24 protein-coding genes and 3 tRNA genes are annotated in these 24,746 nt (G+C 70.5%); 20 read left to right on the top strand and 7 right to left on the bottom strand.

Translation table 11 applies throughout. From position 1 onward, the window contains the following. The first annotated feature begins 1 nt into the window (after position 1). From QFZ76_RS30265 to QFZ76_RS30305, 9 genes are all read left to right on the top strand, one after another. Positions 2-685, top strand: coding sequence for a 4Fe-4S binding protein (locus QFZ76_RS30265; protein WP_307676673.1), 684 nt, complete (start codon positions 2-4; stop codon positions 683-685). After that, on the top strand, positions 682-1,335 hold the full coding sequence (locus tag QFZ76_RS30270) for an NADH-quinone oxidoreductase subunit J (protein WP_307676674.1): 654 nt from the start codon (positions 682-684) through the stop codon (positions 1,333-1,335). The genes QFZ76_RS30265 and QFZ76_RS30270 overlap by 4 nt, the downstream gene beginning before the upstream one ends. Further along, positions 1,335-1,751 (top strand): NADH-quinone oxidoreductase subunit NuoK, encoded by a 417-nt coding sequence (nuoK, locus tag QFZ76_RS30275; RefSeq protein ID WP_307676675.1) that lies wholly within the window; start codon positions 1,335-1,337, stop codon positions 1,749-1,751. Before QFZ76_RS30270 ends, nuoK begins: the two co-directional genes overlap by 1 nt. Next, positions 1,748-3,742 (top strand): NADH-quinone oxidoreductase subunit L, encoded by a 1,995-nt coding sequence (locus QFZ76_RS30280; RefSeq protein ID WP_307676676.1) that lies wholly within the window; start codon positions 1,748-1,750, stop codon positions 3,740-3,742. The genes nuoK and QFZ76_RS30280 overlap by 4 nt, the downstream gene beginning before the upstream one ends. A 6-nt stretch (positions 3,743-3,748) precedes the next feature. Then, positions 3,749-5,323, top strand: coding sequence for an NADH-quinone oxidoreductase subunit M (locus QFZ76_RS30285; RefSeq protein ID WP_307676677.1), 1,575 nt, complete (start codon positions 3,749-3,751; stop codon positions 5,321-5,323). Next, positions 5,320-6,843, top strand: coding sequence for an NADH-quinone oxidoreductase subunit N (locus QFZ76_RS30290; protein WP_307676678.1), 1,524 nt, complete (start codon positions 5,320-5,322; stop codon positions 6,841-6,843). Before QFZ76_RS30285 ends, QFZ76_RS30290 begins: the two co-directional genes overlap by 4 nt. A gap of 207 nt (positions 6,844-7,050) precedes the next feature. Beyond that, positions 7,051-7,914 (top strand): zinc metalloprotease HtpX, encoded by an 864-nt coding sequence (gene htpX, locus QFZ76_RS30295; RefSeq protein WP_307676679.1) that lies wholly within the window; start codon positions 7,051-7,053, stop codon positions 7,912-7,914. Then, complete coding sequence (locus tag QFZ76_RS30300) at positions 7,911-8,303, top strand: YccF domain-containing protein (protein WP_307676680.1); 393 nt, start codon at positions 7,911-7,913, stop codon at positions 8,301-8,303. Before htpX ends, QFZ76_RS30300 begins: the two co-directional genes overlap by 4 nt. A 15-nt stretch (positions 8,304-8,318) precedes the next feature. Further along, positions 8,319-9,476, top strand: coding sequence for a barstar family protein (locus tag QFZ76_RS30305; protein WP_307676681.1), 1,158 nt, complete (start codon positions 8,319-8,321; stop codon positions 9,474-9,476). A gap of 179 nt (positions 9,477-9,655) precedes the next feature. Here QFZ76_RS30305 and QFZ76_RS30310 read toward each other — a convergent pair whose 3' ends face one another. After that, the gene (locus QFZ76_RS30310; protein WP_307676682.1) at positions 9,656-10,906 is read right to left on the bottom strand and encodes an APC family permease; all 1,251 of its coding nucleotides are present in this window, start codon (positions 10,904-10,906) and stop codon (positions 9,656-9,658) included. A 177-nt stretch (positions 10,907-11,083) separates the two neighbouring features. Here QFZ76_RS30310 and QFZ76_RS30315 point away from each other — a divergent pair, with 177 nt between their 5' ends. Further along, on the top strand, positions 11,084-11,350 hold the full coding sequence (locus tag QFZ76_RS30315) for a GlsB/YeaQ/YmgE family stress response membrane protein (RefSeq protein ID WP_266435211.1): 267 nt from the start codon (positions 11,084-11,086) through the stop codon (positions 11,348-11,350). A gap of 119 nt (positions 11,351-11,469) precedes the next feature. On the opposite strand, the gene QFZ76_RS30320 is transcribed toward QFZ76_RS30315, so the two are convergent. Next, positions 11,470-11,958 carry a YajQ family cyclic di-GMP-binding protein gene (locus QFZ76_RS30320; RefSeq protein WP_307676683.1) on the bottom strand — a complete coding sequence of 163 codons (489 nt, stop codon included), beginning with the start codon at positions 11,956-11,958 and terminating at the stop codon, positions 11,470-11,472. Positions 11,959-12,192: 234 nt separating this feature from the next. Between QFZ76_RS30320 and QFZ76_RS30325 the strand changes: the two genes are divergently transcribed. Beyond that, positions 12,193-12,274 (top strand) — tRNA-Tyr (locus QFZ76_RS30325). A 308-nt stretch (positions 12,275-12,582) separates the two neighbouring features. Here QFZ76_RS30325 and QFZ76_RS30330 read toward each other — a convergent pair. Beyond that, positions 12,583-15,030, bottom strand: coding sequence for an MFS transporter (locus QFZ76_RS30330; RefSeq protein WP_307676684.1), 2,448 nt, complete (start codon positions 15,028-15,030; stop codon positions 12,583-12,585). Between the two features lie 211 nt (positions 15,031-15,241). Here QFZ76_RS30330 and QFZ76_RS30335 point away from each other — a divergent pair, with 211 nt between their 5' ends. After that, positions 15,242-15,454 carry a hypothetical protein gene (locus tag QFZ76_RS30335; protein ID WP_307676685.1) on the top strand — a complete coding sequence of 71 codons (213 nt, stop codon included), beginning with the start codon at positions 15,242-15,244 and terminating at the stop codon, positions 15,452-15,454. 79 nt (positions 15,455-15,533) lie between these two features. Here QFZ76_RS30335 and QFZ76_RS30340 read toward each other — a convergent pair whose 3' ends face one another. From QFZ76_RS30340 to QFZ76_RS30350, 3 genes are all read right to left on the bottom strand, one after another. Continuing rightward, positions 15,534-15,911 carry a nuclear transport factor 2 family protein gene (locus QFZ76_RS30340; RefSeq protein ID WP_307676686.1) on the bottom strand — a complete coding sequence of 126 codons (378 nt, stop codon included), beginning with the start codon at positions 15,909-15,911 and terminating at the stop codon, positions 15,534-15,536. Between the two features lie 2 nt (positions 15,912-15,913). Beyond that, complete coding sequence (locus QFZ76_RS30345; protein ID WP_307676687.1) at positions 15,914-16,570, bottom strand: SDR family oxidoreductase; 657 nt, start codon at positions 16,568-16,570, stop codon at positions 15,914-15,916. Between the two features lie 172 nt (positions 16,571-16,742). Next, entirely contained in the window at positions 16,743-18,041 is a 1,299-nt protein-coding gene (locus tag QFZ76_RS30350; RefSeq protein WP_307676688.1) for an amidohydrolase family protein, read from the bottom strand. 313 nt (positions 18,042-18,354) lie between these two features. Here QFZ76_RS30350 and QFZ76_RS30355 point away from each other — a divergent pair. From QFZ76_RS30355 to QFZ76_RS30390, 8 genes are all read left to right on the top strand, one after another. Beyond that, positions 18,355-18,427: transfer RNA gene (locus QFZ76_RS30355), tRNA-Thr, on the top strand. A gap of 46 nt (positions 18,428-18,473) precedes the next feature. Continuing rightward, positions 18,474-18,546: transfer RNA gene (locus QFZ76_RS30360), tRNA-Met, on the top strand. Between the two features lie 96 nt (positions 18,547-18,642). Beyond that, positions 18,643-18,807: a 50S ribosomal protein L33 gene (gene rpmG / locus QFZ76_RS30365; RefSeq protein WP_003948671.1), complete on the top strand. Its 165-nt coding sequence runs from the start codon at positions 18,643-18,645 to the stop codon at positions 18,805-18,807. Positions 18,808-18,893: 86 nt separating this feature from the next. Further along, the gene (locus QFZ76_RS30370) at positions 18,894-19,346 is read left to right on the top strand and encodes a MaoC family dehydratase N-terminal domain-containing protein (protein WP_266435169.1); all 453 of its coding nucleotides are present in this window, start codon (positions 18,894-18,896) and stop codon (positions 19,344-19,346) included. A gap of 4 nt (positions 19,347-19,350) precedes the next feature. Further along, positions 19,351-19,779 carry a MaoC family dehydratase gene (locus tag QFZ76_RS30375; RefSeq protein ID WP_307676689.1) on the top strand — a complete coding sequence of 143 codons (429 nt, stop codon included), beginning with the start codon at positions 19,351-19,353 and terminating at the stop codon, positions 19,777-19,779. Between the two features lie 127 nt (positions 19,780-19,906). After that, positions 19,907-20,476 carry a TetR/AcrR family transcriptional regulator gene (locus QFZ76_RS30380; RefSeq protein WP_307676690.1) on the top strand — a complete coding sequence of 190 codons (570 nt, stop codon included), beginning with the start codon at positions 19,907-19,909 and terminating at the stop codon, positions 20,474-20,476. Between the two features lie 125 nt (positions 20,477-20,601). Further along, entirely contained in the window at positions 20,602-22,044 is a 1,443-nt protein-coding gene (locus QFZ76_RS30385) for a DHA2 family efflux MFS transporter permease subunit (protein ID WP_307676691.1), read from the top strand. 514 nt (positions 22,045-22,558) lie between these two features. Next, positions 22,559-23,614, top strand: a complete 1,056-nt coding sequence (locus tag QFZ76_RS30390; protein WP_307676692.1) for a UDP-N-acetylmuramate dehydrogenase — start codon at positions 22,559-22,561, stop codon at positions 23,612-23,614. A 12-nt stretch (positions 23,615-23,626) separates the two neighbouring features. Here the strand turns inward: QFZ76_RS30390 and QFZ76_RS30395 are convergent, their stop codons facing one another. Continuing rightward, complete coding sequence (locus tag QFZ76_RS30395; protein ID WP_266435158.1) at positions 23,627-24,658, bottom strand: adenosine deaminase; 1,032 nt, start codon at positions 24,656-24,658, stop codon at positions 23,627-23,629. Between the last annotated feature and the right edge of the window lie 88 nt (positions 24,659-24,746).

Genomic DNA, 24,746 nt, shown 5'->3' on the forward strand with positions numbered 1-24,746 from the left:
CATGGCTGCGTCTGTCCCGCCCACCCGGCCCCGCATCCCCGGCTCCGGCCTCGCCAGGGGCCTGGCCGTCACCCTCCGCACGATGACGAAGAAGACCGTCACCGAGCAGTACCCGGACGTCCAGCCCGACCTCCCGCCCCGCACCCGCGGTGTGATCGGCCTCTTCGAGGAGAACTGCACGGTCTGCATGCTGTGCGCCCGTGAGTGCCCGGACTGGTGCATCTACATCGACTCCCACAAGGAGACGGTCCCGGCGGCGACCCCCGGCGGCCGTGAACGCAGCCGCAACGTCCTCGACCGCTTCGCCATCGACTTCGCCCTGTGCATGTACTGCGGTATCTGCATCGAGGTCTGTCCTTTCGACGCCCTGTTCTGGTCCCCGGAGTTCGAGTACGCCGAGACCGACATCCGCGACCTCACCCACGAGCGCGACAAGCTCCGCGAGTGGATGTGGACCGTCCCGGCCCCGCCCGCCCTCGACCCCGCCGCGGAGGAGCCGAAGGAGATCGCCGCCGCCCGCAAGACCGCCGAGAAGCTGGCCGCCCAGCAGGAGGCCCAGCCGGAGGTCCAGTCGCCGACCGAGCCGCACGCCGACGAGCAGGCCCGCGCGGCCGAGCAGCCCACCCGGCCGACGGGTGAGTCGAAGCAGCAGACGGACCAGCCCCGGCAGGAGGGAGACGCATGACCCTCGCAGCAGCCGCCGGCTTCCTGACGGCCGCCACCGAGACCCACGGCTTCCTCTCCCCGACCGGCGTCGAGATCGCCTTCCTCCTCGTCGGCCTGGTCACCTTCGGCGCCGCACTGGTCACCGTCACCACCAAACAGCTGGTCCACGCCGCCCTGTGGCTGGTGGCCACCCTCGGCGGCCTCGCCGTCGAGTACCTCCTGCTCACCGCCGAGTTCATCGCCTGGGTGCAGGTCCTCATCTACGTCGGTTCCGTCGTCGTCCTCCTCCTGTTCGGTCTGATGCTCACCAGGGCCCCCATCGGCCGCTCCCCGGACGCCGACTCCGGCAACCGCTGGGCCGCCCTCACCGTGGCCGTCGCCTCCGCCGCCGCCCTGGTGTGGGTCGTCGTCGACGCCTTCCGCACCACCTGGATCGACCTGGACGGCCCGGCGGCCGGCTCCACCGAGGCCACCGGCGCCAGCCTCTTCCAGAACTGGGTCCTCCCCTTCGAGGCCCTCTCCGTCCTCCTCCTCGCCGCTCTGGTCGGCGCGATCGTCCTCTCCCGCAAGACCAAGGCGGACGCGGCGGGCACCGGCCCGGCGGCGAGCACCGGCCCGGGCGTCCTCGGCGCCGGGGACACCGGACGTGACACGGAAGGGGCCCGCTGATGCACCTCGCCTATCCCGCCGTCCTCTCCGCCCTCCTGTTCTGCACCGGCCTGTACGGCGTCCTCGCCCGCCGCAACGCGATCCTGGTCCTGATGTCGGTCGAGCTGATGCTCAACGCCGTCAACCTCAACCTCGTCGCCTTCGACGTCTGGCTCAGCCGGGCCGCCGAGGAGACCCTGCACTCCGGCCAGGCCCTGACCCTGTTCACCATCGCCATCGCCGCCGCCGAGATCGGCATCGGCCTGGCGATCGTCCTCGCCGTCCACCGCAACCGCGGTACCGCGGACATCGACAAGCTCCGCGACACCGCCGAGGGCCACGAGAGCCACCCGACGGACGGTTCCGACGGCTCCGACAGCGACGCCCGCACGGCCGGCCCGGCCGACCGGGCCGGGAAGGCTGAGGCCACCGCGTGACCACGACCACCCTCGCCGTCCTCGTCCCCCTCCTTCCGTTCCTGGGCGCCGCGGCCGGCCTGCTCCTGGGCCGCACGGCCCCCGGCTTCGTCCGCCCGCTCGCCGTCCTGCCGACGCTCACCTCCCTCGCGCTCGCCGCGATGGTCGCCGTGCGCCAGGGCGGCGACCAGGCGGTGAACGCCGCCACCGAGCTCACCCCCACCGGCTCGGTCCCGATCGAACTCGCCCTGCACATCGACGGCTTCGCCGCCCTCGTCGCCGTCCTGGTCGGCCTCGTCGCCACCTGCGTGCAGATCTACTCCACGGGCTACCTGCGCGACGACCCGCGCTACCCCTCGTACGCCGCACTCGTGTCCCTCTTCACCTCCGCGATGCTGCTCGTCGTCTACTCCGGCGACCTGATGGTGCTGCTGGTCGGCTGGGAGATCATGGGCATCTGCTCGTACTTCCTGGTCGGCCACTACTGGGAGACCCCGGAGGCCCGCGCCGCCTCCCTCAAGGCCTTCCTGGTCACCAAGCTCGGCGACGTCCCCTTTCTGATCGGCCTGTTCGCGCTGGCCACCGACGCCGGGTCGTTCCGCATCACCCGTGTCCTCGGCGCCGTCGCGAACGGCGGACTCGACCACCCGACGCTGATCGCCCTGCTTCTCCTGGCCGGCGTGGCGGGCAAGTCGGCGCAGTTCCCGCTGCACACCTGGCTCCCCGACGCGATGGCGGGCCCGACCCCCGTCTCCGCGCTGATCCACGCCGCGACGATGGTCGCCGCCGGTGTCTACTTCATCGCCCGGCTCCTCCCGGTGTTCGAGGCCTCCCAGGCCGCGATGGTCGTCCTCGCCGTGATGTCCGCGGTCACCATGGCCGGCTCGGCGCTCGCGGCGCTCGCCCAGGACGACATCAAGCGTGTCCTCGCCTACTCGACGATCGGCCAGCTCGGCTACATGACCGGCGCCCTCGCCGTCGGCGACCGCGGTGCCGCCGTCTTCCACCTCCTCACGCACGGCGCCTTCAAGGCGCTGCTGTTCCTCGCGGCCGGCGTGATCATCCACGCCGCCGGCACCAACTCGCTGGCCGCCATGTCCCGCATGAGCAACCTGCGCGACCGCGTCCCCGACGCCTTCTGGACCATGACCGTGGCGCTCCTCGCGCTCGCCGCGATCCCGCCCTTCAGTGGTTTCTTCTCCAAGGAGTCCGTCCTCGGCGCCGCCGAGCACGTCGCCACCGGCCATACCGAGCACGCCCCCGGCGCCGCCGGCTGGACCGTCCTCGTGGCCGGCCTGCTCACCGCCCTCCTCACCGCCGCCTACGCGGCGCGCCTGTGGCTGCTTGCCTTCCACGGCCGCGGCGCCGAGGCCCCCGACCACGGCAGGCAGCCCCTCACCATGACCGTGGTGCTGTGGGTGCTCGCCGCCCCGTCTCTCGCCGTCGGCGGATTCGCCTACCGCACGCTGCCCGACTGGTTCGACGGCCGCGACCTGGCCCCGACCCTGACCACCTCCGTCCTCGGCACGGGTGTGGCCCTGGTCGGCGGTCTCGTCACCTACGCGGCCTGGCGGCACACCACCGCTCTGGCGGCCCGCGTCCCGCTGGGTGCGGTCGCGGCCCACCCCGAGGGCGACGCCGGACAGGTCGAGGCGGAGGCCATCGCCAGCCACAAGCCCGCGTACGGAGACGTGGCCTACGCCCCCGACCCGGCGGACCCGGGCCGCCTCCTGCTCGGCCCGCTGCACCGCCACGCGGCCGTCGGCTTCCACCTCGACGCCGTGTACACGGCCCTCTTCGTCCGCCCGGTCCAGGCCGGAGCCACCCTCGTCCGGTTCCTCGACCGCGAGGTCGTCGACACCTACGTACGCGGCGCGGGTGCGCTGCCCCGCCTGCTGGGAGCCGCCGTACGGCGGGCCCAGACCGGCAATCTGCAGACCTATGTGAGCGTGCTGCTCGCCGGCACCGTCGTCCTGGTGGTCGCCGCCGTCCTCGTCGCCACGGGAGCGTGAGCAGGCGTGATCGATATCAACGAGTCCGTGATGCAGGTCCTTCTGGCGTTCATCGTGGTCGGCCCGCTTCTCGGCGCCGCCACCGCTCTGCTGCCGGCCCCGCCCGGGCTGAAGGGGAAGTCACCCGAGCAGGCCGTGCTGCGGCACGGTGTGACGGTCACCGGTGCGATTCTCATCGCCGCGGTCGTCCTCACGCTCGGCTTCGACCACGACCACCCGTCGAAGATGCAGGCCACGACCGACATCAGCTGGATTCCCGCACTCGACGTGCGCATCCACCTCGGCATCGACGGCATCTCCCTCCCCCTTCTGGTCCTGACCGCGCTGCTGACCTTCCTCTGCGCGCTCTACTCCTATTTCAAAATGCCCGCGGGACCGACCCCGAAGGCCTTCGTCGCACTGCTGCTCGTCCTCGAGTCCGGCACCCTCGCGACCTTCGCCGTCCTCGACCTGCTCCTCTTCTTCCTCGCCTTCGAGATGGTCCTCATCCCGATGTACTTCCTCATCGCCCGCTGGGGCGGTGAACAACGGACCCAAGCGGCTTGGAAGTTCATCCTCTTCACCCTGCTCGGATCCGTGGTCATGCTGCTCGGCCTGCTCCTGATCGGAATCAAGGCGGGCACATTCGACATGGTGGCACTCGCCACTGACAACGGCCGGTCGCTGACCACATCCGTGCAGGTCATCGCGGTTTTGGCGATCGGGATCGGGCTCGCGGTCAAGACGCCGATGTGGCCGCTGCACAGCTGGCTGCCCGACGCCCACACCGCGGCCCCGACCGTCGGCTCGGTCCTGCTGGCCGGCGTACTGCTGAAGATGGGTACGTACGGATTCGTCCGGATTCTGCTGCCGATCACGCCGGACGGCTTCCGCACCTTCGCGCCCTACCTGGCCGCCTTCGCCGTCGTCGGGATCATCTACGGATCGCTGGCCTGCCTGGCCCTGGCGAAACAGGGAGCGAAGGGCGATCTCAAGCGGCTCATCGCCTACTCGTCCGTCGGCCACATGGGCTTCGTCCTGCTCGGCATCTCGACCATGACCCCGACCGGCGTGAACGGCGCGCTGTTCGCCAACATCGCCCACGGCCTCATCACCGGCCTGCTCTTCTTCCTGGTCGGCGCGCTGAAGGACCGCACCGGCACGTCCGACCTCGACACCCTCGCCGAGGCCACCGGCGCCGCGCTCTACGGCAAGGCACCCCGCCTCGGCGGCCTGCTCGCCTTCGCCGCCGTCGCCTCGCTCGGCCTGCCCGGCCTCGCCGGATTCTGGGGCGAGATGCTGGCGCTGTTCGGCGCGTTCGACCCCGCCGAAGGTCTCAGCCGCCCGGCCTTCCTCACCTTCATGGCGATCGCGGCGTTCGGCACGCTGCTGACGGCCGCGTACATGCTGATCGTGGTGCGCCGCGTCTGCATGGGCGCCGTACGGCAGGAAGCGCCGAAGCTCGCCGACGTCCAGACATACGAGTTCGCGGCCTGGACTCCGCTCGTCGTCCTCACCGTCGTCGCCGGCCTCTGGCCGAAGGCCCTCCTCGGCCTGACCGACCCGGCCGTGCAACAGCTCCTCGCAGGAGGCACCCGATGAGCTCCCCGGTCCAGCCGCTGGCCGTGAATCTCGTCCAGTCCGTCGACTGGCTCGCCATCGCGCCGCCCACCATCGCGGCGGTCGTCGGACTCGTCGTCCTCGTCGCCGACCTGTTCGTCGGCGAGAAGAAGAAGGCGCTGCTCGGCTGGGGGTCGGTCGCGGGCCTCGCCGCCTCGACGCTCATGCTGCTGCCCCTCCTGGACGGCGACCGCAGCACCTTCTGCCTGACCGGCGCCCCCGACGTGTGCAGCTACACCGCCGACCGCTTCACCCTCGTCCTGCAGCTCCTGGTCCTCGGCGGCGCCCTCCTCGCCGCCCTCCTGTCGGTCACCGCCCTCAAGGACGCCGACAAGGGACTCCCCGAAGGGGAGTACTGGTTCCTCCTGCTGTCGTCCGCGGCCGGCGCCGCCCTCCTGCCCGCCTCCCGCGACTTCGCGACCCTGATCGTCGCCCTCGAAGTCGCCTCCCTGCCCGCCTTCGCCCTCGTCGGCCTCAGGCACGGCGACCGGAAGTCCTCCGAAGCCGCCCTGAAGTTCTTCCTGTCCTCGGTCACCGCGACCGCGGTCAGCCTCATGGGCATCAGCTTCGTGTACGCCTCCACCGGCACCCTCTACCTCACCCAGATCGCCGACCGCATCCAGAACGTCGACGGCCAGCTCCACACCCTCACCCAGACCGGCGTCGTCCTCACCCTCATCGGCTTCGCCTTCAAGACGGCCGCCGTGCCCTTCCACTTCTGGGTGCCGGACACCTACGTGGGCGCGCCCCTCCCGATCGCCGCCTACCTGTCGGTCGTCGGCAAGGCGGTCGGCTTCTCCGGCCTCATCCTCATCACCGTCGTCGCCCTCCCGTCGTACGCCGACGTCTGGGGCCCGGCCCTCGCCGCGCTGGCCGCCCTCACCATGACCGTCGGCAACGTCGGCGCCCTCCGCCAGCAGGCCACGCGCGCGTACAGCGCGGTACGGCTGCTCGCCTGGTCGTCCGTCGGCCAGGCCGGCTACCTCCTCGTCCCGATCGCCGCCGCCGCGTACTCCGACGACGCCGAGAAGTCGATCGGCTCCACGGTCGCGTACGCCCTCATGTACGCCGCCGTGAACCTGGGTGCCTTCGCGGTGGCCGCGCTGGTCGGCCGTACGAAGTCCCTCAACCGCGTCTCCGACTACCGCGGCCTGTACGCGTCGAACCCCCTCGCGGCCCTCCTCCTGGCCTTCTTCCTGCTCTGCCTGGCCGGACTGCCGCCGGGCATCATCGGGCTCTTCGCGAAGGTCACCGTGTTCTCCGCGGCCGTCGACGCGGGCCTCGGCTGGCTCGCCGTGGTCATGGCCGTCAACGTCGTGATCGCGCTGTTCTACTACCTCCAGTGGACGACCCTGCTGTTCCGCGCCCCGGAGGGCGAGGCCGCCGCCCACCGCGTCCCGGCCCCCCTCACCGCCGCGATCGCCCTCACCGGCGTCCTCGGCATCGCCCTCTCCGGAGCACCTCAGCTGGTCCTGCGCTTCACGGACACCGGGCTCTTCTGAGCGCTCACCGCTGCCCTCACCCGGACGGCCCACGCAGGCCGCCGTACGCACAAGGGAACTAGAGGCCCTCGCCTGGCGTTGACCAGAACGGGAGGGTCCACTGGACGTGACACCACGGCACCGGTGGCATCGGAGTCAGTAAGCAAGATCATCGAGCGAGATCAGCAAGCAAAGGGTTCCCCTGCTGCGCGACTTGGAGGGCGTACCGTGCACCGCCGGCACAACGGGCTTAGGACCGCAGTACTCCTCGGGGGACTGTCCGCACTCATCATCGTCATCGGCAGCTTCTTCGGCCGCATGGGGCTCGTCGTAGCGGTCGTGATCGCCCTTGGGACCAACGCGTACGCGTACTGGAACAGCGACAAGCTGGCTCTACGCGCGATGCGTGCCCGCCCCGTCAGCGAGTTCGAGGCCCCGGGCCTCTATCGCATGGTCCGTGATCTCTCCACCCAGGCCCGCCAGCCCATGCCCCGTCTGTACATCTCGCCGACGGAGGCACCGAACGCCTTCGCGACAGGCCGCAACCCGCGCAACGCCGCCGTGTGCTGCACGGAGGGCATCCTGCGCATCCTGGACGAGCGCGAGCTGCGCGGCGTCATCGGCCACGAACTCAGCCATGTCTACAACCGCGACATCCTGATCTCCTCGGTCGCCGGCGCCCTCGCCTCCGTGATCATGTTCCTGGTCAACTTCGCCTGGCTGATCCCGATCGGCCGCTCCAACGACGACGACGGCCCCGGCCTCCTCGGCATTCTGCTGATCATGATCCTGGGACCGCTCGCGGCCAGCCTCATCCAACTGGCCATCAGCCGTTCCAGGGAGTACGAGGCCGACGCGTCCGGCGCCCAGCTCACCGGCGACCCCCTCGCCCTCGCCAGCGCCCTGCGCAAGCTCGAACTGGGCACCAAACAGCTTCCGTTGCCCCCTGAGCCCCGCATCGAGACCGCGAGCCACATGATGATCGCGAACCCCTTCCGCCCGGGCCAGGGACTCTCCAAGATGTTCTCGACACACCCGCCGATGGCAGAACGCATCGCCCGGCTCGAGAAGATGGCAGGTCGACCCCAGTGAAAACCATCCTGAACGTCATATGGCTCGTCCTGAGCGGCTTCTGGCTCTTCCTCGCCTACCTGGCCGCGGGCCTGCTCCTGTGCATCACCATCATCGGCATCCCGTTCGGCATAGCGGCCTTCCGCATCGGCGTCTACGCCCTGTGGCCCTTCGGCTACACCACGGTCGAGCGCCGCGACGCGGGTGCCCCGTCCTTCCTCGGCAACGTGCTCTGGCTGGTCCTCGCCGGCTGGTGGCTGGCCATCGGCCACATCGTCACCGGCCTCGTCCTGTGCCTCACGATCATCGGCATTCCGTTCGGCATCGCCAACTTCAAGCTGATCCCGGTCTCGCTGTTCCCACTGGGCCGCGAAATCGTGCCGAGCGACCAGCCGTTCGCAACCCGCTGACAGGCGGATCCGGGGGTGGGGAAGCCGAAGTACCTCCTGCTGTCGTACGACGGACAGGCGGAGTTCGAGGGCGAGGAGGGGTACGAGGAGACGTGGGCCCTGTGCCAGGACGCCGACGACCTGTTCGCCGACCCTCCTCCGCCCACGCGGGACAGGTACGAGCTGCTGGGCTGTGCTCCTGAGGGCGAGCTCTCCGCAGCCCTCGCACGCGTGCGTGCCGAGGGCTCGGTTCCGCTCGGCGTCCTCATCCTGGAGATTCTCGACAAGTCCGGGACGGCGGTCGGGGAGTGGTACGTCGAAGACGCCCGCGTTCTCGACGTCCGCCCCTGCGCCCGTGACCTGAAGCTGCGCGACGTCACGATCGAGGCCCGAGAACCCGACGACAACCCTTACGACTATCCGCAGTGCCCGCCGCTGTCCCCGGGCTACCGCCTGCTGGACGCGGAGTGCGAGCCTTGGGGCGCCTGCCGTGACCTGGCCCGTGTGCGAGAGGTCGAGGACGAACCCCTGGAGCCCCCGCTTCGCCTCCTGGGCTGTGCGCCGAGAGGAGCCCTGCGCACCGCACTGGACGCCGGCGAGGAGGACCTCGGCCAGGTGAAGGTCCTGCGCATCGACTCCTCCGGCCGGCCCGTGCAGGCCGCCGCCGAGGGCGAACTGCGGGCCTGGATCCCCTCCGCCCGCGGTGCGGGCCTGGTCGACCTCACCCTCGACCTGTGGTCGGAGCGGCCGCCACTCGCGGCTCGTGAGGTCTGGGAGCTGTGGGGGGACGGACGGCCCGCGGAGCCCAACCGATGGGCGGGGTGCGGCCCGGAAGGCCGTCGGTTCTGGCTGCGCACGGCCCTGGACAACCACGTGCACGAAGCGCCGGACAAGCCGTCCGACACGGTCTATGACCTCGACGGCCGCCACATCACCGACGCCATCGGCTTCTTCTGCGCGGTGGGCGAGGCGGTGAACGGTCCCGGTGGCTACTTCGGTTGGGGCCTCAGCGCCCTGGACGACTGCCTCCGAGGCCGCTGGGGTGCCGCCCCGCCCCTCACCCTCGTCTGGCACGACGACCACATCGCCCGCGCCTGCCTCGGCGTCACCCCACTCCTCGACGACCGCCCGCCGACTTTCGACGAGCTGCTCGCCTTCATGACCGAGCGAGGCGTCGAAGTCCGCCTCGTCTGAGCGCCGGACTTTCACAGCAGGGTTTTCCACAGGCCGGCGGTTGTCAACAGCCCCGCCCGATTGTCAGTGGGGCCTTGCATGATGAACCCATGGCCGAGAGCGCCCGGCTGTCGACACGGATGGGCGCCTGGGAATGCCGTCACACACTCCCGCCCACCGACCTCCCGACCCCTCGGCCGCTACTGCCCGCGACCTGACACCCCCCGCCGTACCCCATACGCGACCGCACCCACCGCCAGCACACCCGCCCCCACCACTACCGACACTCCCGGCAGCGCGAACGCCAGCACCACACACCCGAGCAGCCCCACCGCCGGCACCACCCGCGCCGCCGGAGCCGAACCGAGCGTCCAGGCCGACGCGTTGGCCACCGCGTAGTACGCCAGCACACCGAAGGAGGAGAACCCGATCGCACCCCGCACATCCACCGTGGCGGCCAGGACGGCGACCACCACGCCCACGGCCAGTTCCGCCCGGTGCGGTACCTGGAACCGCGGATGCACGGCGGCCAGCGCGCCGGGCAGATGCCGGTCCCGCGCCATGGCCAGCGTGGTCCGCGAGACGCCCAGGATCAGGGCGAGCAGCGAGCCCAGCGCGGCCACGGCGGCACCCACCCGCACCACCGGCACCAGCCCCGGCACCCCGGCCGCCCGCACCGCGTCGGCCAGTGGCGCGGTCGCGTCGCCGAGACCGCCCGCACCGAGTACGGAAAGGACAGCCACCGCCACACACGCGTACACCACCAGCGTGATGCCCAGGGCCAGCGGGATCGCGCGAGGGATCGTGCGCGCCGGATCCCGCACCTCTTCGCCGAGGGTCGCGATCCGCGCGTACCCCGCGAACGCGAAGAACAGCAGACCGGCCGCCTGGAGCACCCCGCCCACCCCGCCCGACGCCCCGATGTCCAGCCGCCCGGCATCGGAGGCCCCGGACCCCAGACACACGACCACCACGCCGGCGAGGACCGCCAGGACCACCGCCACGATCGCCCGGGTCAGCCAGGCCGACTTCTGGACCCCGCCATAGTTCACCGCGGTCAGCGCCACCACCGCCGCGACCGCCACCACATGCGCCTGCCCCGGCCAGACGTACGTCCCGACCGTGAGCGCCATCGCCGCACAGGAGGCCGTCTTCCCGACCACGAACGACCAGCCCGCGAGATAACCCCAGAACGGCCCGAGCCGCTCGCGCCCGTACACGTACGTGCCGCCGGACGCCGGATACAGGGCCGCCAACCGAGCCGAGGAGGTGGCATTGCAGTAGGCGACCACGGCGGCGACCGCCAGTCCGAGCAGCAGCCCGGACCCGGCCGCGTGCGCCGCGGGCCCGAGGGCGGCAAAGATGCCGGCGCCGATCATCGAGCCCAGCCCGATGACCACCGCGTCCCCCACCCCCAGGGTGCGCCGCAGTCCGGCTTCGGAAGGTGTCATGTGCGGCACCCTACTGATCGCTGCAACCGCGGGATGCAGCAGTGACGTCCTCTTCATCAACGCAGCACGAACACTCGCGCACAGCGGTACGTGCACCGCCCGCTAGGACAGCCTGCCGCGACGTAAGTCACAGGCCGAAGACAGTGCGGGCACAGAACGGAAGGGCAGGTTCAGGCCATGGGCATCATCAGCTGGATCATCCTCGGTCTGTTGGCCGGAGCCATCGCCAAGTTCCTGCTGCCGGGCCGCGACCCGGGCGGCTTCATCGGCACGACACTCATCGGCATCGCGGGCGCGTTCATCGGCGGCTGGATATCGGCCCGCTGGCTGGACCACCCGGTTACCAAGGAGTTCTACGACGGCACGACCTGGGCGGCGGCGATCGGCGGCTCCCTCGTCCTCCTGATCGCCTACCGCCTCCTGTTCGGCAACTCGCGCAACTGACCGCGCGGAAACTCCCCTCGGACCGCAGCCAGCAGGCGAGAAGGGTGGGCACTCACCGGGAGACCGGTGGGCGCCCACCCTTCCTCGTACAGAGCGGTCCGCTCGCAGTTCGGGAATGCCTACCGGTAGTTCACAAACTGCAGCGCGAAGTCGAAGTCCTTGCCCTTCAGGAGGGCGATGATGGTCTGCAGGTCGTCGCGGCTCTTCGAGCTGACCCGCAGCTCGTCGCCCTGCACCTGCGCCTTCACGCCCTTCGGACCCTCGTCACGGATGATCTTCGCCACCTTCTTCGCGTTGTCCTGGGAGATGCCCTCCTCGATCGTCGCGAAGATCTTGTACTCCTTGCCGGAGAGCTGCGGCTCGCCCGCGTCCAGCGCCTTCAGTGAGATCCCGCGCTTGATCAGCTTGGACTGGAAGACGTCGAGGACAGCCATCACCCGGTCCTCGGAGTTCGCCTCCATCAGGATCTTGTCACCGGACCACGAGATCGAGGCACCCACGCCCTTGAAGTCGTAGCGCTGCGAGATCTCCTTGGCGGCCTGGTTGAGGGCGTTGTCGACCTCCTGCCGCTCGACCTTCGAGACGATGTCGAAACTGGAGTCGGCCATGTCCTGTGGCTCCTTGTATCGGGGTGCGTATCGGGGTGCGTACGTGCGTATCGGCGTACGTGGAGGCGAGCGCCGAGCCCGGTGTGGTCCCGGGCCGCATCCGGACAAGCCTAGCTACCCACCGACCTCCGAGCGCAGATCAATCGGGTGGCGAAGCACCCCTCCCCATCGGGTATCGTTTACGTCGTTGCCACGGAGTACCGCCGAAAAGCGGTTCGAAGGGCGGCAAACCCCGGCGGTGTGCCCGAGCGGCCAAAGGGAGCAGACTGTAAATCTGCCGGCTTAGCCTTCCCAGGTTCGAATCCTGGCGCCGCCACATGAAGGTAGACCCCCTCCGATCTGCGGAAACGCAGGACGGAGGGGGTCTCTTCGCGTTCGAGGGCAATCTCTCGAGTGGAATCGAAAGTAGGCGACTTGTTCCCCCCGGGTTACACCCGGATCCGGGGCTGATCAGGGTTTCCGGACCAGACGCGGACCAAGGTTGAAGGTAGGCCGGTAGAGCCGTTCAAGGTCGCTCCATGCTTCGTCCCCGCCGGCCCCGGGCAGGCGCCTCGCGCTCAAGGCGCCTGCCCGGGTGGGTCGGCCGGGTTCAGATGAGGGCGTGAACCGCGCGTCGGCCCCGAACTACTCACCGGCGTGGATCAGTTCGATGTCGTGGTCGTCCACGCCCGCGCCCGCGATCGTCACCGAGGCGGCCCGCGGCGGGTAGCCCGTCGCGATGACCGTGTACGCGCCGCTGTCCAGGTCGGAGAAGGCGTACGCCCCGTCGGGGCCGGTCGTGGCCGTGGCGACGACGTTGCCCGCGGCGTCCACCAGGGTCACCAGCGCGTCACCCAGCGGGGCACCCGCTCCGCGTACCGTGCCCCGCACCTGCGCCCCCGGTCGCAGCTCGACCTCTATCCGGGTGCTCGCGGTGCCGCCGATCTCGACGGGCAGGGCCAGCGGGCGGTGCTTGGGGGAGTTGACCGCCAGGGTCACGGTCCCCGGCACCAGGTCGGCGATGGCGAACTCGCCCAGAGCGTCGGTGCGTGCGGTGGCCAGGACGTCCCCGCGGACGTCGGTCACGATGACCACGGCCTCCGCGACCGGGGCCCCGCTGTCGGCGGACAGCACCACACCGGCGAGGCCGCTGGTGCCGCTGAGCAGGATGTCGTACGGAACCGGCGCGTCACCGGCGACGACGATCGTCGAGGCCTGCGGCTGGTAGCCGTCGGCGGAGGCGATCAGGACGTACGAACCGGCGCCGGGTGCGTCCACGCCGTACGAACCGTCGCTCCGCGAGACCGACCGGCCGAGCTGCCTCCCGCCCAGGGAGATCAGGGTGACCGCGGCCGCGGCCACGGGGACGCGCTCGGCCCCGAGGATGTGTCCGCTGACCGTGACGCCGTTGCCGACGCCGACGGGGCCGGTGAGTGAGCCGCTGGGACCGTCGTCACCCTCGGCGCTCGCCGCGGAGGCGAGCGCCCCGGTACGCTCCAGCGCCACGCCGACGGCCTGCCCGACCGTAACCGGCTCACCGTCCGGCGTCCGAGGCCCCCCAACTACCGGACCCCCAACTGCCGCGCCCTCGACTGCCGGCGCCCCAACTACCGGACCTCCGACGGCCGGACCTCCGACGACCGGACCCCCGCCGCCACCCACCGCCCCCGCCTCGACCGCCCCCCTGCGCGGAATGAACGCGGCGAGGCCGAAGGCAAGCAGCGCCGCGCACCCGCCAATGGCGAGGACGGTCTTGAAGCCGTCCTCGGAGGGCAGGGCGACCGAGCCGAGGTCGGTGGTCATCTGGGCCAGGATGACGCCGGCGACGGCGCTCGCGACCGACGTACCGATGGACCGCATCAGGGTGTTGAGGCTGTTCGCGGCGCCGGTCTGGGACGGCGGCACGGCGCCCATGATCAGCGCGGGCATGGCGCCGTACGTGAAGCCGATACCGGTGCCGATGACGCAGGAGACCATCACGAACTGCCAGACCTCGTCCATCAGGAGGATCTGCAGGCCGTAGCCGGCGGCCACGATCAGGGCGCCGAGCATCAGGCTCACCTTCGGGCCCTTGGCCTTGGACAGGGCCGCGGAGACCGGTGCGATGACCATCATCACCAGGCCGCTCGGCGCCATGACCAGGCCGGCGGTGAGCAGCGACTTGCCCAGACCGTAGCCGGTCGCCTCAGGCAACTGCAGGAGCTGCGGAAGGACGAGGGACATCGCGAACATGCCGAAGCCGAGCGCGATCGACGCGAGGTTGGTGAACAGCACCTGGCGGCGGGCGGTGGTGCGCAGGTCGACCAGCGGCTGCTCCGTGCGCAGTTCCCACCAGCCCCACACCAGCAGGACCACGACGGCCGCCGCGAAGAGCCCGAGGATCGTGCCACTGCCCCAGCCCCAGTCACCGCCCTTGGAGATGGCCAGCAGCAGGCAGACCAGGCCGACCGCCATGCCGAGGCCGCCGACCAGGTCGAAGCGGCCGCCGGTGCGGACCTTGGACTCGGGTACGAGCAGCAGGACCAGCAGGAGGGCGACGGCGCCCATGACCGCCGAGCTCCAGAACAGCATGTGCCAGTCGAAGTTGTCGGCGATCAGCGCGGCGGCGGGTAGTCCGAGGGCGGCGCCGACGCCCAGGGACGCACTCATCAGGGCGGTTGAGGAACCGAGCCGTTCGGCGGGCAGTTCGTCCCGCATGATGCTGATGCCGAGCGGGATCACACCGCCCGCCATGCCCTGCAGGACGCGTCCGGCGATCATCGGGGTCAGGGAGTCGCTGAGGGCGGCGGTGACCGATCCGGCCACCAGCAGGACCAGGCTCATCAGGAGCATGCGGCGCTTGCCGTACATGTCACCGAGCCGCCCCATCATCGGTACGGCGACGGCGGCCGCGAGCAGCGTGGCGGTGACGGCCCAGGCGGTGTCCGAGGCCGGGGCGTTCAGAAGCTGCGGCAGCTCCGGGACGATCGGGATCACCAGGGTCTGCATCAACGAGACGACGATCCCGCCGAAGGCCAGGACCGCGACGACGGTGTTGGCCCTGGGGCCCGCGACCTCTCCGTCGTCGGTGGGGCGGGGGAGCGCGTGGGACATGGGTCGAGCCTCCGGGTGGGGTTGGGGGCAGCGCGACATGTTCAAGCTAAGTCGGTTGATTGACTTAAGCAAGTATGGTCGGTTTTCGGGAAGGGGTGGTGAAGGATTTGGGGTCGCCGGCTGCCTCGTTTCCCTTCCGGCTCCCGTACCGCGATGACCCCCGGGGCACACTGATTCCGGTACTGCGAAGACCCCCGGGCACACTGATCCCATGTCCACCCGCCGCAGACACTGCCCCGAATGCCGTCGCGAGATCGCCGTCGTCGCCGGACGCTTCGCCCGGCACGACCCGCCCGGCGCGCGCGAGAACGGCGTACTCGTCTCGTGCCCCGGTTCCCGACGGCAGGCGGAACTCGGAGCCACGCAGCCCACGTTGGACGGGTACGCAGTCCCCGTCTATCCCGGACAGCTGCCCCTGTTCTAGGAGGTTCTAAGAGGTTCTAGGAGGTTCCAGGACGCTCTGCGAGGTTCTGGGCGCGAGCCCCGCGGCCGGCCGCGTACCGCTACGAACCGGTCCGTACGTCCATCCGCGTCACCAACCCGTCCCCGTCGAACCGGTACACATGCTCGACCGTCCCGGCCCAGTGCTCCCCGCTCGCGTCCCGCATCCCGAGTCGTACGGTCGCCACCACCGCCTCGCCGTCCCCGTCGAGCCGCAGCCCTTCCAGCCCTACGAGGGGATGGCCGGCCGCGAACTGCCGTGCCCAGTACGCGCGTACCGCCTCGCGGCCGTGCAGCCGGACCCCGTCCAGCATGTTCGGCCAGTCCACGTCCGGGGCCAGGCACCGCGCGAGAAAGACGTCCCGCTCGTCGGTGGAGAACACCTCGTACATCCGCCGCAGCAACGCCTCGCGTGCGGCCGGCACCCCCTCGGCGGCCATCTTCAGTTCCCCGCCACCGACTTCACCGCCACCGACACCGGCGAGGGCCCGCTGACCAGTTCCAGGGTCAGCCCGGCAGTCGCCGGGGAATCCACCAACTCCGCGAGTACGGCGGCCACATCGTCCCGCGGCACCGCGCCCCGGCCGGTGTGCGCCTCCAGCCGTACGAGACCGGTGCCGGCGTCGTTCGTCAGTGAACCGGGGCGCAGGATCGTCCACTCCAGGGCGTCCAGTCCGCTCACGTACGCGTCCGCCTCGCCCTTGGCGCGCTGGTAGACGTCGAAGACCTCGCTGCCCTCGTGTGCCGGATCCGCGCCCATGGACGACACGACCACGAAGCGCCGTACGCCCGCCTGGACCGCCGCGTCCGCGAAGAGCACCGCCGCACCCTTGTCGACCGTGTCCTTGCGGGCCACCCCGCTGCCCGGACCCGCGCCCGCCGCGAAGACCGCCGCGTCGGCGCCCCGCAGCTGCGCCGCGACCTCCTCGACCGAGGCCGACTCCAGGTCCAGCAGCACCGGTTCGGCACCGGCCTCCCGCAGGTCGTCGCCCTGTTCGGTGCGGCGGATGATCCCCGCGACCTCGTCTCCGCGCGCGGCGAGCAGACGCTCCAGCCGCAGCGCGATCTGACCATGACCACCAGCGATGACAATGCGCATGCTTCCGACCGTACGCCCGGACCGCCGCATCCGCCGCACGACTCTGGCCACACCTCAGGGCCTACACATCAGGCACACGGCCCGGTGACCGCCCCTTCGACAACTGCCCCCCTAGGACGCCAGCCCCTACGACGCTTGCCCCCTTCGACAACGGCCCCTTCGACAACGGCCCCTACGACAACTGCCCGCGCCCTTGCCGAGGCAGCCCCAACTCCGCAGACGCAGCCGTGTCGCAGTACTCCCGTACCGCGCTCGTCCGCGCCACCACGCGCCCCCGGTGCACCACGATGCGGCTGTACGCGAGCGAGAGCGCCCCCGCCAGTCGTTCACCGCGTACCGCGAGCAACTCGGCCGGGAACCCGGCCTCCACGCGTACCTCCGGCAGACCCAGCACCGCTCGGGCCGACGCGCTCACCGCGTCGTACGCCTCCTCGGGCCGCAGGCCGTAGCGGGAGGCCAGGAGATAGGCAGCCTCCAGCGGGTCGCCGCGCCCGACGGGGTTCGAGACGTCCCGCAGAGCGCCGCTGCCCGCGGCCACCCGCACTCCGGCCGCGCGCAGCAGCCGTACCGGAGCCGTGCCCCGCCGGTCGACACCTCCGCAGCCGCCCTGCGGCAGGCACACCACCGCCACGCCGGCCGCCGCGAGCTGGTCGGCGGTCCGGGACGCGACCTCGGCGGGCAGGCGCCCCAGACCGCCGCAGGGCGCGAGAGTCACTCCAGGGCGCAGTCCGCCGGCCATGGCCGCGAGCCGGGACAGGCGGGCCGGGTCGGTGGCGTCGGTGTGCAGGTCCACGGGGCAGCCGTGTTCGGAGGCGACGTCCAGGACGGCCTGCACATAGCCCGTCGGATCGGGGTCGAGATCCGGACAGCCGCCCACCACGGAGGCGCCCATCTTCATCGCGTCCCGCAGCATCGCGAGCCCGTCGGCCCCGGCCACCCCGGTCAGCACCCTCGGCATCGCCACGGTCGTCAGCTCGGTGAACCCGCGCAGCGCCCGCTGTGCCCGGAGTACGGCGGCCAGCGTGCCGAGCCCCGGGACGTCGCCCACGCGCACGTGTGCCCGCAGCGCGGTGGCCCCGTGCCCGAGTTGCAGCAGGGCGGCCTCGGTGGCCCGACGCCGGACATCCTGGATGTCGTACGAGACCGGACCCTCGTCGTCGGCGGACAGTGCGGTGTCGGCGTGGGCGTGCGGCTCGACCGGGGCCGGCAGGAGCAGATACCCACCGAGGTCCAGGCGCGCGCCACGCGCGCGTGCCCCGCCCGCCGAGAGACTCCCCGCCGTACCGACCGCCTCGATGCGCCCGCCGCCCAGCCGTACGTCCACGGCCCGGCCGTCCGCGAGCCGCGCGCCGCACAACAGGAGAGACGCCCCCTCGGCCCGTCCGGACGGCGAACTCGACGACGAACCGGACGAGGACGAGGACGACGAACCGGACGGGGAGGGGGGCGGCTGCGGCTGACTGTCGGGCATCGCGCTCCAGGGGCTCGGGGCCTGCGGGGCTCGGGGACTACGGAGAGGGCTCGGGGACTGCGGAGGGGGCTCGGGGACTGCTGGCTAAGGACTGCGGAAGGGATCGCAAGGGGGCACAAGATCACGCAGAGTGAGTCGAGCCTAGGGTGACCACCCGCTCGCGACAGGGAGGAGCGCAATAGTCGTACCGGTGTGGTCCGCTGCACCGGAGGGGCCTGCGAGGCCCGTGGGAGGACCGCAGATCGGGGCAGGACGGGAGCCGCGAAACGGATTTGGGCGAACGGCGGGCGAGCGTGTAATGTCTTCATCGCTCGCCCCAATAGCTCAGTCGGCAGAGCGTCTCCATGGTAAGGAGAAGGTCTACGGTTCGATTCCGTATTGGGGCTCTGGTGTGAAAGGTTCCCGTCGCAAGGCGGGGCCCGATCGCATCTCAGCGGTGTAGCTCAGTCGGTAGAGCAAGCGGCTCATAATCGCTGTGTCACCGGTTCAAGTCCGGTCACCGCTACTGACAGTAGCCGATTGTGGGGTCGGTCCTTCGATCGGCTACTCTTCTATGCGTTAATGCTTAAACCGTCCCATCCGTTCGTCAAGGAGCACTCCTGTGGCTGCCACCGACGTCCGCCCGAAGATCACGCTGGCCTGCGTGGAGTGCAAGGAGCGGAACTACATCACCAAGAAGAACCGGCGTAACAACCCGGACCGACTGGAGATGAAGAAGCACTGCCCGCGTTGCAACGCGCACACCGCGCACCGCGAAACGCGATAAATCAGGCTCGTACGTGAGGCCGCCCCCGCAGTCGGGGGGCGGCCTCACGTCGTTTCGGTACAGCAGACTTCAGGAGGTGCCGAGCCATGGCGCTCGACCAGTCCTTCGTCGGGCGGAGCTACCCGCCCACCGACCCCTACGAGGTGGGCCGGGAGAAGATCCGTGAGTTCGCGGAGGCGGTGGGGGACGCCAACCCGGCGTACACGGACCCGGAGGCCGCCAAGGCGCTCGGTCACCCCGATGTGATCGCCCCGCCGACCTTCGTGTTCTCGATCACCTTCAAGGCAGCGGGACAGGTCGTCCAGGACCCGCAGCTCGGCCTCGACTACAGCCGGGTGGTACACGGCGACCAGAAGTTCGAATACGTCCGCCCTGTGCGCGCCGGTGACCGGCTCGCCGTCACCTCGACCATCGAGGCGATCAAGTCCATGGCGGGCAACGACATCCTGGACATCCGGGGAGAGGTCCACGACGAGGCCGGCGAGCACGTCGTGACCGCCTGGACCAAGCTCGTGGCCCGTGCGGCCGAGGAGGCGTGAGCAGATGACCGCCAAGATCGCGTACAGCGACGTCGAGGTCGGCACCGAGCTGCCCGCCCAGACCTTCTCCGTGACCCGGGCCACCCTCGTCCAGTACGCCGGCGCCTCCGGCGACTTCAACCCGATCCACTGGAACGAGAAGTTCGCCAAGGAGGTCGGGCTGCCGGACGTCATCGCGCACGGCATGTTCACCATGGCCGAGGCGATCCGCGTGGTCACCGACTGGGCCGGCGACCCGGGATCGGTCGTCCAGTACGGCGTCCGCTTCACCAAGCCCGTCGTCGTCCCGAACGACGACCAGGGCACCACCATCGAGGTCAGCGGCAAGGTCGCGGCCAAGCTCGACGACAACACGGTCCGCGTCGACCTCACCGCGACCAGTGCCGGGCAGAAAGTGCTGGGGATGTCGCGGGCGGTCGTACGACTGGCCTGACCCTGGAGCAGCAGTAAGGGGCGTCCTCCATTGAGGGGCGCCCCTTACGCATAGGCGCATCTCGCCACTTAAAGGGCTAAGTCCGGCAGCCTTGACGTGGTTAGTGATTAAGTACTAACTTACTGGCATGGTCAGGATGAGCGCAGAGGAAAGGCGCGAGAGTGTCATCCGTGCGGCGACGGCCGAGTTCGCCCGTGGTGGATATCACGGCACCTCGACCGAGGCGATCGCCAAGCGGGTCGGCGTCTCGCAGCCGTATCTCTTCCGGCTCTTCCCGGGAAAGAAGGCGATCTTCCTCGCGGCGGCCGAGCGGTGTGTGGAGGACACCATCCGCACCTTCAAGGAGGCCGCCGAAGGGCTCGAGGGCGAAGAGGCCCTCCATGCCATGGGGAACGCGTACACCAAGGTCATCGCGGAGCAGCCCGAGCAGCTGATGATGCAGATGCAGATGTACGTCGCCGTGGCTGCCGCCGAGGAGGCCGGTGAGCACGAGTTCGGCGAAGCGGTGCGGGCCGGCTGGATGCGGCTGTGGGACACCGTCCACCTGCCCCTCGGTGCCGACGTCAACGAGACGACGGCCTTCCTGGCGTACGGAATGCTCATCAACTGCCTGGTCGCCATGGGCTTCCCGCCCGAGCACCGGGTCTGGGAAGGGCTCTATCCGTCGGCGCGGGCCAAGGGCCGGCTGGAGCACTAGGAAACAAGAAGGCGTCATAAGTGCCTCTTTATGCGCGTGAAAGTTAGTCATCAATAACTAACCGATCTTGGTGATCAGTCGCTCAACACTCTCTGGTCACGCTCTGATCACTCTCTGGGGGAGAGATGTCACAGCAGACAGCACGTCGCGGGGGAGCCGTCTGGGCCCTCGTCATCACCAGCGTCGCCGGATTCATGGCGGCTCTCGACAACCTCGTCGTCACCACCGCCCTGCCCTCCATCCGCAAGGACCTCGGGGGAGCGCTGGACGACCTGGAATGGACGGTGAGCGCCTACACGCTCACCTTCGCCGTCTTCCTCATGTTCGGCGCGGCGCTCGGCGACCGCTTCGGCCGCCGCCGGCTCTTCATCATCGGCACGGCGGTCTTCACTGCAGCGTCCGCCGCGGCGGCCATGGCGCCCGGCATCGACTCCCTCATCGCCGCCCGCGCGGTCCAGGGTGTAGGCGCGGCGATCATGATGCCGCTGACGCTCACCCTTCTCACGGCGGCCGTGCCCGCCGCCAAGCGCGGAATGGCGTACGGCATCTGGGGCGCCGTCAACGGACTCGCTGTCGCCTCCGGCCCGCTCATCGGCGGCAGCCTCACCGAACACATCTCCTGGCAGTGGATCTTCTGGCTGAACGTCCCGCTGGGCATCGCCCTGCTGCCGCTCGCCCGACTCCGACTGGCCGAGTCCCGCGGCTCCGATGCCCGGCTCGACGTACTCGGCACCGTGCTCGCCAGCAGCGGCCTCTTCGGGATCGTCTACGGCCTGGTCCGCAGCCCCGTCGACGGCTGGACCAGCCCTCTCGTCCTGACCGGCCTGTTCACCGGGACGGCGCTGCTCACCGGCTTCGTCTTCTACAGCACCCGCGCCAAGCACCCCATGCTGCCGATGCGGCTGTTCCGTTCCCGCGCCTTCTCCGGGATCAACGCGGCCAGCCTCCTGATGTTCCTCGGCATGTTCGGGTCGATCTTCCTGCTCAGCCAGTACATGCAGGGCGTACTCGGCTACTCGCCCACCGAGGCGGGCCTGCGGATGCTGCCCTGGACTGGCATGCCGATGCTCGTGGCGCCCATCGCGGGCATACTCTCCGACCGCATCGGCGGCCGCCCCGTCGTCGCCGCCGGCCTCTTCCTCCAGGCGGCCGGCCTCGCCTGGATGGCCTCCGTGGTCACCGCCGACGCGTCCTACGGTGCCCAGCTGCCCGGCCTGATCATCAGCGGCGTCGGCATGGCCCTGTACTTCGCTCCCGCCGCCAACCTGGTGATGTCCAGCGTCCGCGCCCACGAACAGGGCATCGCCTCCGGCGCGAACAACGCCCTGCGCGAGGTCGGCGGCGCGCTCGGCATCGCCGTCATGGCGTCGATCTTCGCAGCGCAGGGTGGTTACGAGAGCGGGCAGGCCTTCGTCGACGGGCTGCGGCCGGCGTTGGTGACGGGGGCGGCGGTGGTGGCTGTCGCCGGGATCGCGGCGTTGCTGATCCCGGGACGGAAGAGTGCCGCGCGGCTGGCGGCGACGGAGGATGCGGTGGCGGCGCCGGTGAGGGAGACGGCTTCTCGGTGAGTGTCGCGGGGTCGGTGTCGGGTGGTGGCTTGGGTTCGGGTACCCCGCGTTCCCAGTCACCCGGCGTCTGGGCGCGGGCGCCCCTGGGGGCTCCGCCCCCAGACCCCCGGCCTATGCCCACCCACCACCCGACTCGGTGGGTCGAGGGGCGGGCCTCACGCCTGGGGCTGTGCCCTCAGCGGGTGGGTGGGGGCTGGGGATGGTCTCCACCTGCCACCTGACTCGGTTGGCCGACAGGTGAGTGTCGCCCCGAGAGGTGGTCGGTCGGAAGGTGGACGCTCCCGCAGTCGCGTACGGCGGGAAGGGGACGTGTCGGGGGGTGTCCGCCCGCAGCGGTTGGCGCGTCAACGCCGGTACCTCCCTGGCCGACCGATTCCGCGCCGTTCCGAGGACGGACACCCCCGGCGCGGCCCCGACCCACCACCCAACGCACGGCGCTACGCGCACCCCCACCCAACCCGCACAGGCCGCCGCAGGCACAACGCCTCGCCCCCCGTCTCGTACTCTTGAGCGCGTGCAGGAACTCCACGACGCCCCCCTCGCCCCGCTGACCACCTTCCGGCTGGGCGGTCCCGCGGCCCGTCTGGTCACCGCGACGACCGACGCCGAGGTGATCGCCGCAGTCCGCGAGGCGGACGACAGCGGGACGCCCCTGTTGCTCATCGGCGGCGGATCGAACCTGGTCATCGGCGACAAGGGCTTCGACGGCACCGCGCTCGTCATCGCCACCAAGGGCTTCGCCCTCGACGGCACCCGGCTGGAGCTCGCCGCCGGCGAGGTGTGGACCGACGCCGTGGCCCGCACCGTGGAGGCGGGACTCGCCGGCATCGAGTGCCTGGCCGGCATCCCCGGCTCCGCCGGCGCGACCCCCATCCAGAACGTGGGCGCGTACGGCCAGGAGGTCTCCTCGACGATCACCGAGGTGATCGCCTACGACCGGACCACGCACGAGACGGTCACGATCCCGAACGCCGACTGCGCCTTCTCGTACCGCCACAGCCGCTTCAAGGCCACCCCCGAGCGTTACGTCGTCCTACGCGTCCGCTTCGAGGTGGAGGACGCCGACGGACTGTCCGGCCCGGTCAAGTACGCCGAGACGGCCCGAGCCCTGGGCGTCGAACCCGGCGACCGCGTGCCGCTCGCGGACGCCCGCGAGACCGTCCTCAAGCTGCGTTCCGGCAAGGGCATGGTCCTGGACCCCGAGGACCACGACACCTGGTCGGCCGGGTCCTTCTTCACCAACCCGATCCTCACCCAGGAGGAGTTCGAAGCCTTCCACGCGCGCGTACGTGCGCGCCTGGGCGAAGGTGTGGAGCCTCCCGCGTACCCGGCAGGGGAGGGCCGCACCAAGACCTCCGCCGCCTGGCTGATCGACAAGGCCGGCTTCACCAAGGGATACGGCACCGGCCCGGCCCGCATCTCCACCAAGCACACCCTCGCCCTCACCAACCGCGGCTCGGCGACCACCGAGGACCTCCTCACCCTGGCCCGCGAGGTGGTCACGGGTGTCGAAGACGCCTTCGGGGTCACCCTCGTCAACGAACCGGTGACGGTCGGCGTCAGCCTGTAAAGGCGCCGGCCGTCAGCCGGCCAGCCAGTCCTCCACCCCCGCCAACAGCTTCCCCTTCATGTCCTCGGGCGCCGCCGACCCCCGAATGGACTGACGGGCCAGCTCCGCCAGCTCCAGGTCCGTGAAGGCATGGTGCCGGCGGGCGATCTCGTACTGGGCGGCCAGACGAGAGCCGAAAAGAAGCGGATCGTCGGCCCCCAGCGCCATCGGCACACCCGCCTCGAACAACGTCCGCAGCGGCACGTCCTCAGGCTTCTCGTACACACCCAGCGCCACGTTCGACGCCGGACACACCTCACACGTCACGCCCCGCTCCGCGAGCCGCTTCAGCAGGCGCGGATCCTCCGCCGCCCGGACCCCGTGACCGAGCCGGTTCGCATGCAGGTCGTCCAGGCAGTCCCGTACCGAGTACGGCCCTGTGAGCTCGCCCCCGTGCGGCGCCGACAGCAGACCGCCCTCCCGCGCGATGGCGAAGGCCCGGTCGAAGTCCCTCGCCATGCCCCGGCGTTCGTCGTTGGAGAGCCCGAAGCCGACGACGCCCCGGTCGGCGTACCGCACCGCGAGACGGGCCAGCGTGCGCGCGTCCAGAGGGTGCTTCATACGGTTCGCGGCGACCAGGACGCGCATGCCCAGCCCGGTCTCCCGCGAGGTCGTCTCCACCGCGTCCAGGATGACTTCCAGGGCCGGGATCAGTCCGCCCAGCCTCGGGGCGTACGAGGTCGGGTCGACCTGAATCTCCAGCCAGCCCGAGCCGTCCTTCACATCCTCCTCCGCGGCCTCCCGCACCAGCCGCTGGATGTCCTCGGGCTCTCTCAGGCACGAGCGCGCCGCGTCGTACAGGCGCTGGAAACGGAACCAGCCCCGTTCGTCCGTCGCCCGTAGTTTGGGCGGTTCCCCGCTGATCAGGGCTTCGCTGAGCGTCTCGGGCAGACGCACGCCGTACTTGTCGGCCAGTTCCAGCACGGTGCCGGGCCGCATCGAACCGGTGAAGTGCAGGTGCAGATGGGCTTTCGGCAGCTCAGAGACATCACGTACACGCTCCATTCCAGGATCCTGCCGTACGTCCCCGCCGTCCCGGTAGCGCTTTCCCCTTTAGTGGTCTTGCTCGCACAAACAAACAGGGCGGCCACCT

The organism is Streptomyces sp. V4I2 (assembly GCF_030817655.1).
GTDB lineage: Bacteria > Actinomycetota > Actinomycetes > Streptomycetales > Streptomycetaceae > Streptomyces > Streptomyces plumbiresistens.

What these genes read in the sequence shown, in the direction of transcription:
- QFZ76_RS30265 (WP_307676673.1), top strand. Translation starts at nt 2, where the DNA reads ATGGCTGCGTCTGTCCCGCCCACCCGGCCCCGCATCCCCGGCTCCGGC.
- QFZ76_RS30270 (WP_307676674.1), top strand. Translation starts at nt 682, where the DNA reads ATGACCCTCGCAGCAGCCGCCGGCTTCCTGACGGCCGCCACCGAGACC.
- nuoK (WP_307676675.1), top strand. Translation starts at nt 1,335, where the DNA reads ATGCACCTCGCCTATCCCGCCGTCCTCTCCGCCCTCCTGTTCTGCACC.
- QFZ76_RS30290 (WP_307676678.1), top strand. Translation starts at nt 5,320, where the DNA reads ATGAGCTCCCCGGTCCAGCCGCTGGCCGTGAATCTCGTCCAGTCCGTC.
- QFZ76_RS30310 (WP_307676682.1), bottom strand. Translation starts at nt 10,906, where the DNA reads ATGACACCTTCCGAAGCCGGACTGCGGCGCACCCTGGGGGTGGGGGAC.
- QFZ76_RS30315 (WP_266435211.1), top strand. Translation starts at nt 11,084, where the DNA reads ATGGGCATCATCAGCTGGATCATCCTCGGTCTGTTGGCCGGAGCCATC.
- QFZ76_RS30320 (WP_307676683.1), bottom strand. Translation starts at nt 11,958, where the DNA reads ATGGCCGACTCCAGTTTCGACATCGTCTCGAAGGTCGAGCGGCAGGAG.
- QFZ76_RS30330 (WP_307676684.1), bottom strand. Translation starts at nt 15,030, where the DNA reads ATGTCCCACGCGCTCCCCCGCCCCACCGACGACGGAGAGGTCGCGGGC.
- QFZ76_RS30335 (WP_307676685.1), top strand. Translation starts at nt 15,242, where the DNA reads ATGTCCACCCGCCGCAGACACTGCCCCGAATGCCGTCGCGAGATCGCC.
- QFZ76_RS30340 (WP_307676686.1), bottom strand. Translation starts at nt 15,911, where the DNA reads ATGGCCGCCGAGGGGGTGCCGGCCGCACGCGAGGCGTTGCTGCGGCGG.
- QFZ76_RS30345 (WP_307676687.1), bottom strand. Translation starts at nt 16,570, where the DNA reads ATGCGCATTGTCATCGCTGGTGGTCATGGTCAGATCGCGCTGCGGCTG.
- QFZ76_RS30350 (WP_307676688.1), bottom strand. Translation starts at nt 18,041, where the DNA reads ATGCCCGACAGTCAGCCGCAGCCGCCCCCCTCCCCGTCCGGTTCGTCG.
- QFZ76_RS30370 (WP_266435169.1), top strand. Translation starts at nt 18,894, where the DNA reads ATGGCGCTCGACCAGTCCTTCGTCGGGCGGAGCTACCCGCCCACCGAC.
- QFZ76_RS30375 (WP_307676689.1), top strand. Translation starts at nt 19,351, where the DNA reads ATGACCGCCAAGATCGCGTACAGCGACGTCGAGGTCGGCACCGAGCTG.
- QFZ76_RS30380 (WP_307676690.1), top strand. Translation starts at nt 19,907, where the DNA reads ATGGTCAGGATGAGCGCAGAGGAAAGGCGCGAGAGTGTCATCCGTGCG.
- QFZ76_RS30385 (WP_307676691.1), top strand. Translation starts at nt 20,602, where the DNA reads ATGTCACAGCAGACAGCACGTCGCGGGGGAGCCGTCTGGGCCCTCGTC.
- QFZ76_RS30395 (WP_266435158.1), bottom strand. Translation starts at nt 24,658, where the DNA reads ATGGAGCGTGTACGTGATGTCTCTGAGCTGCCGAAAGCCCATCTGCAC.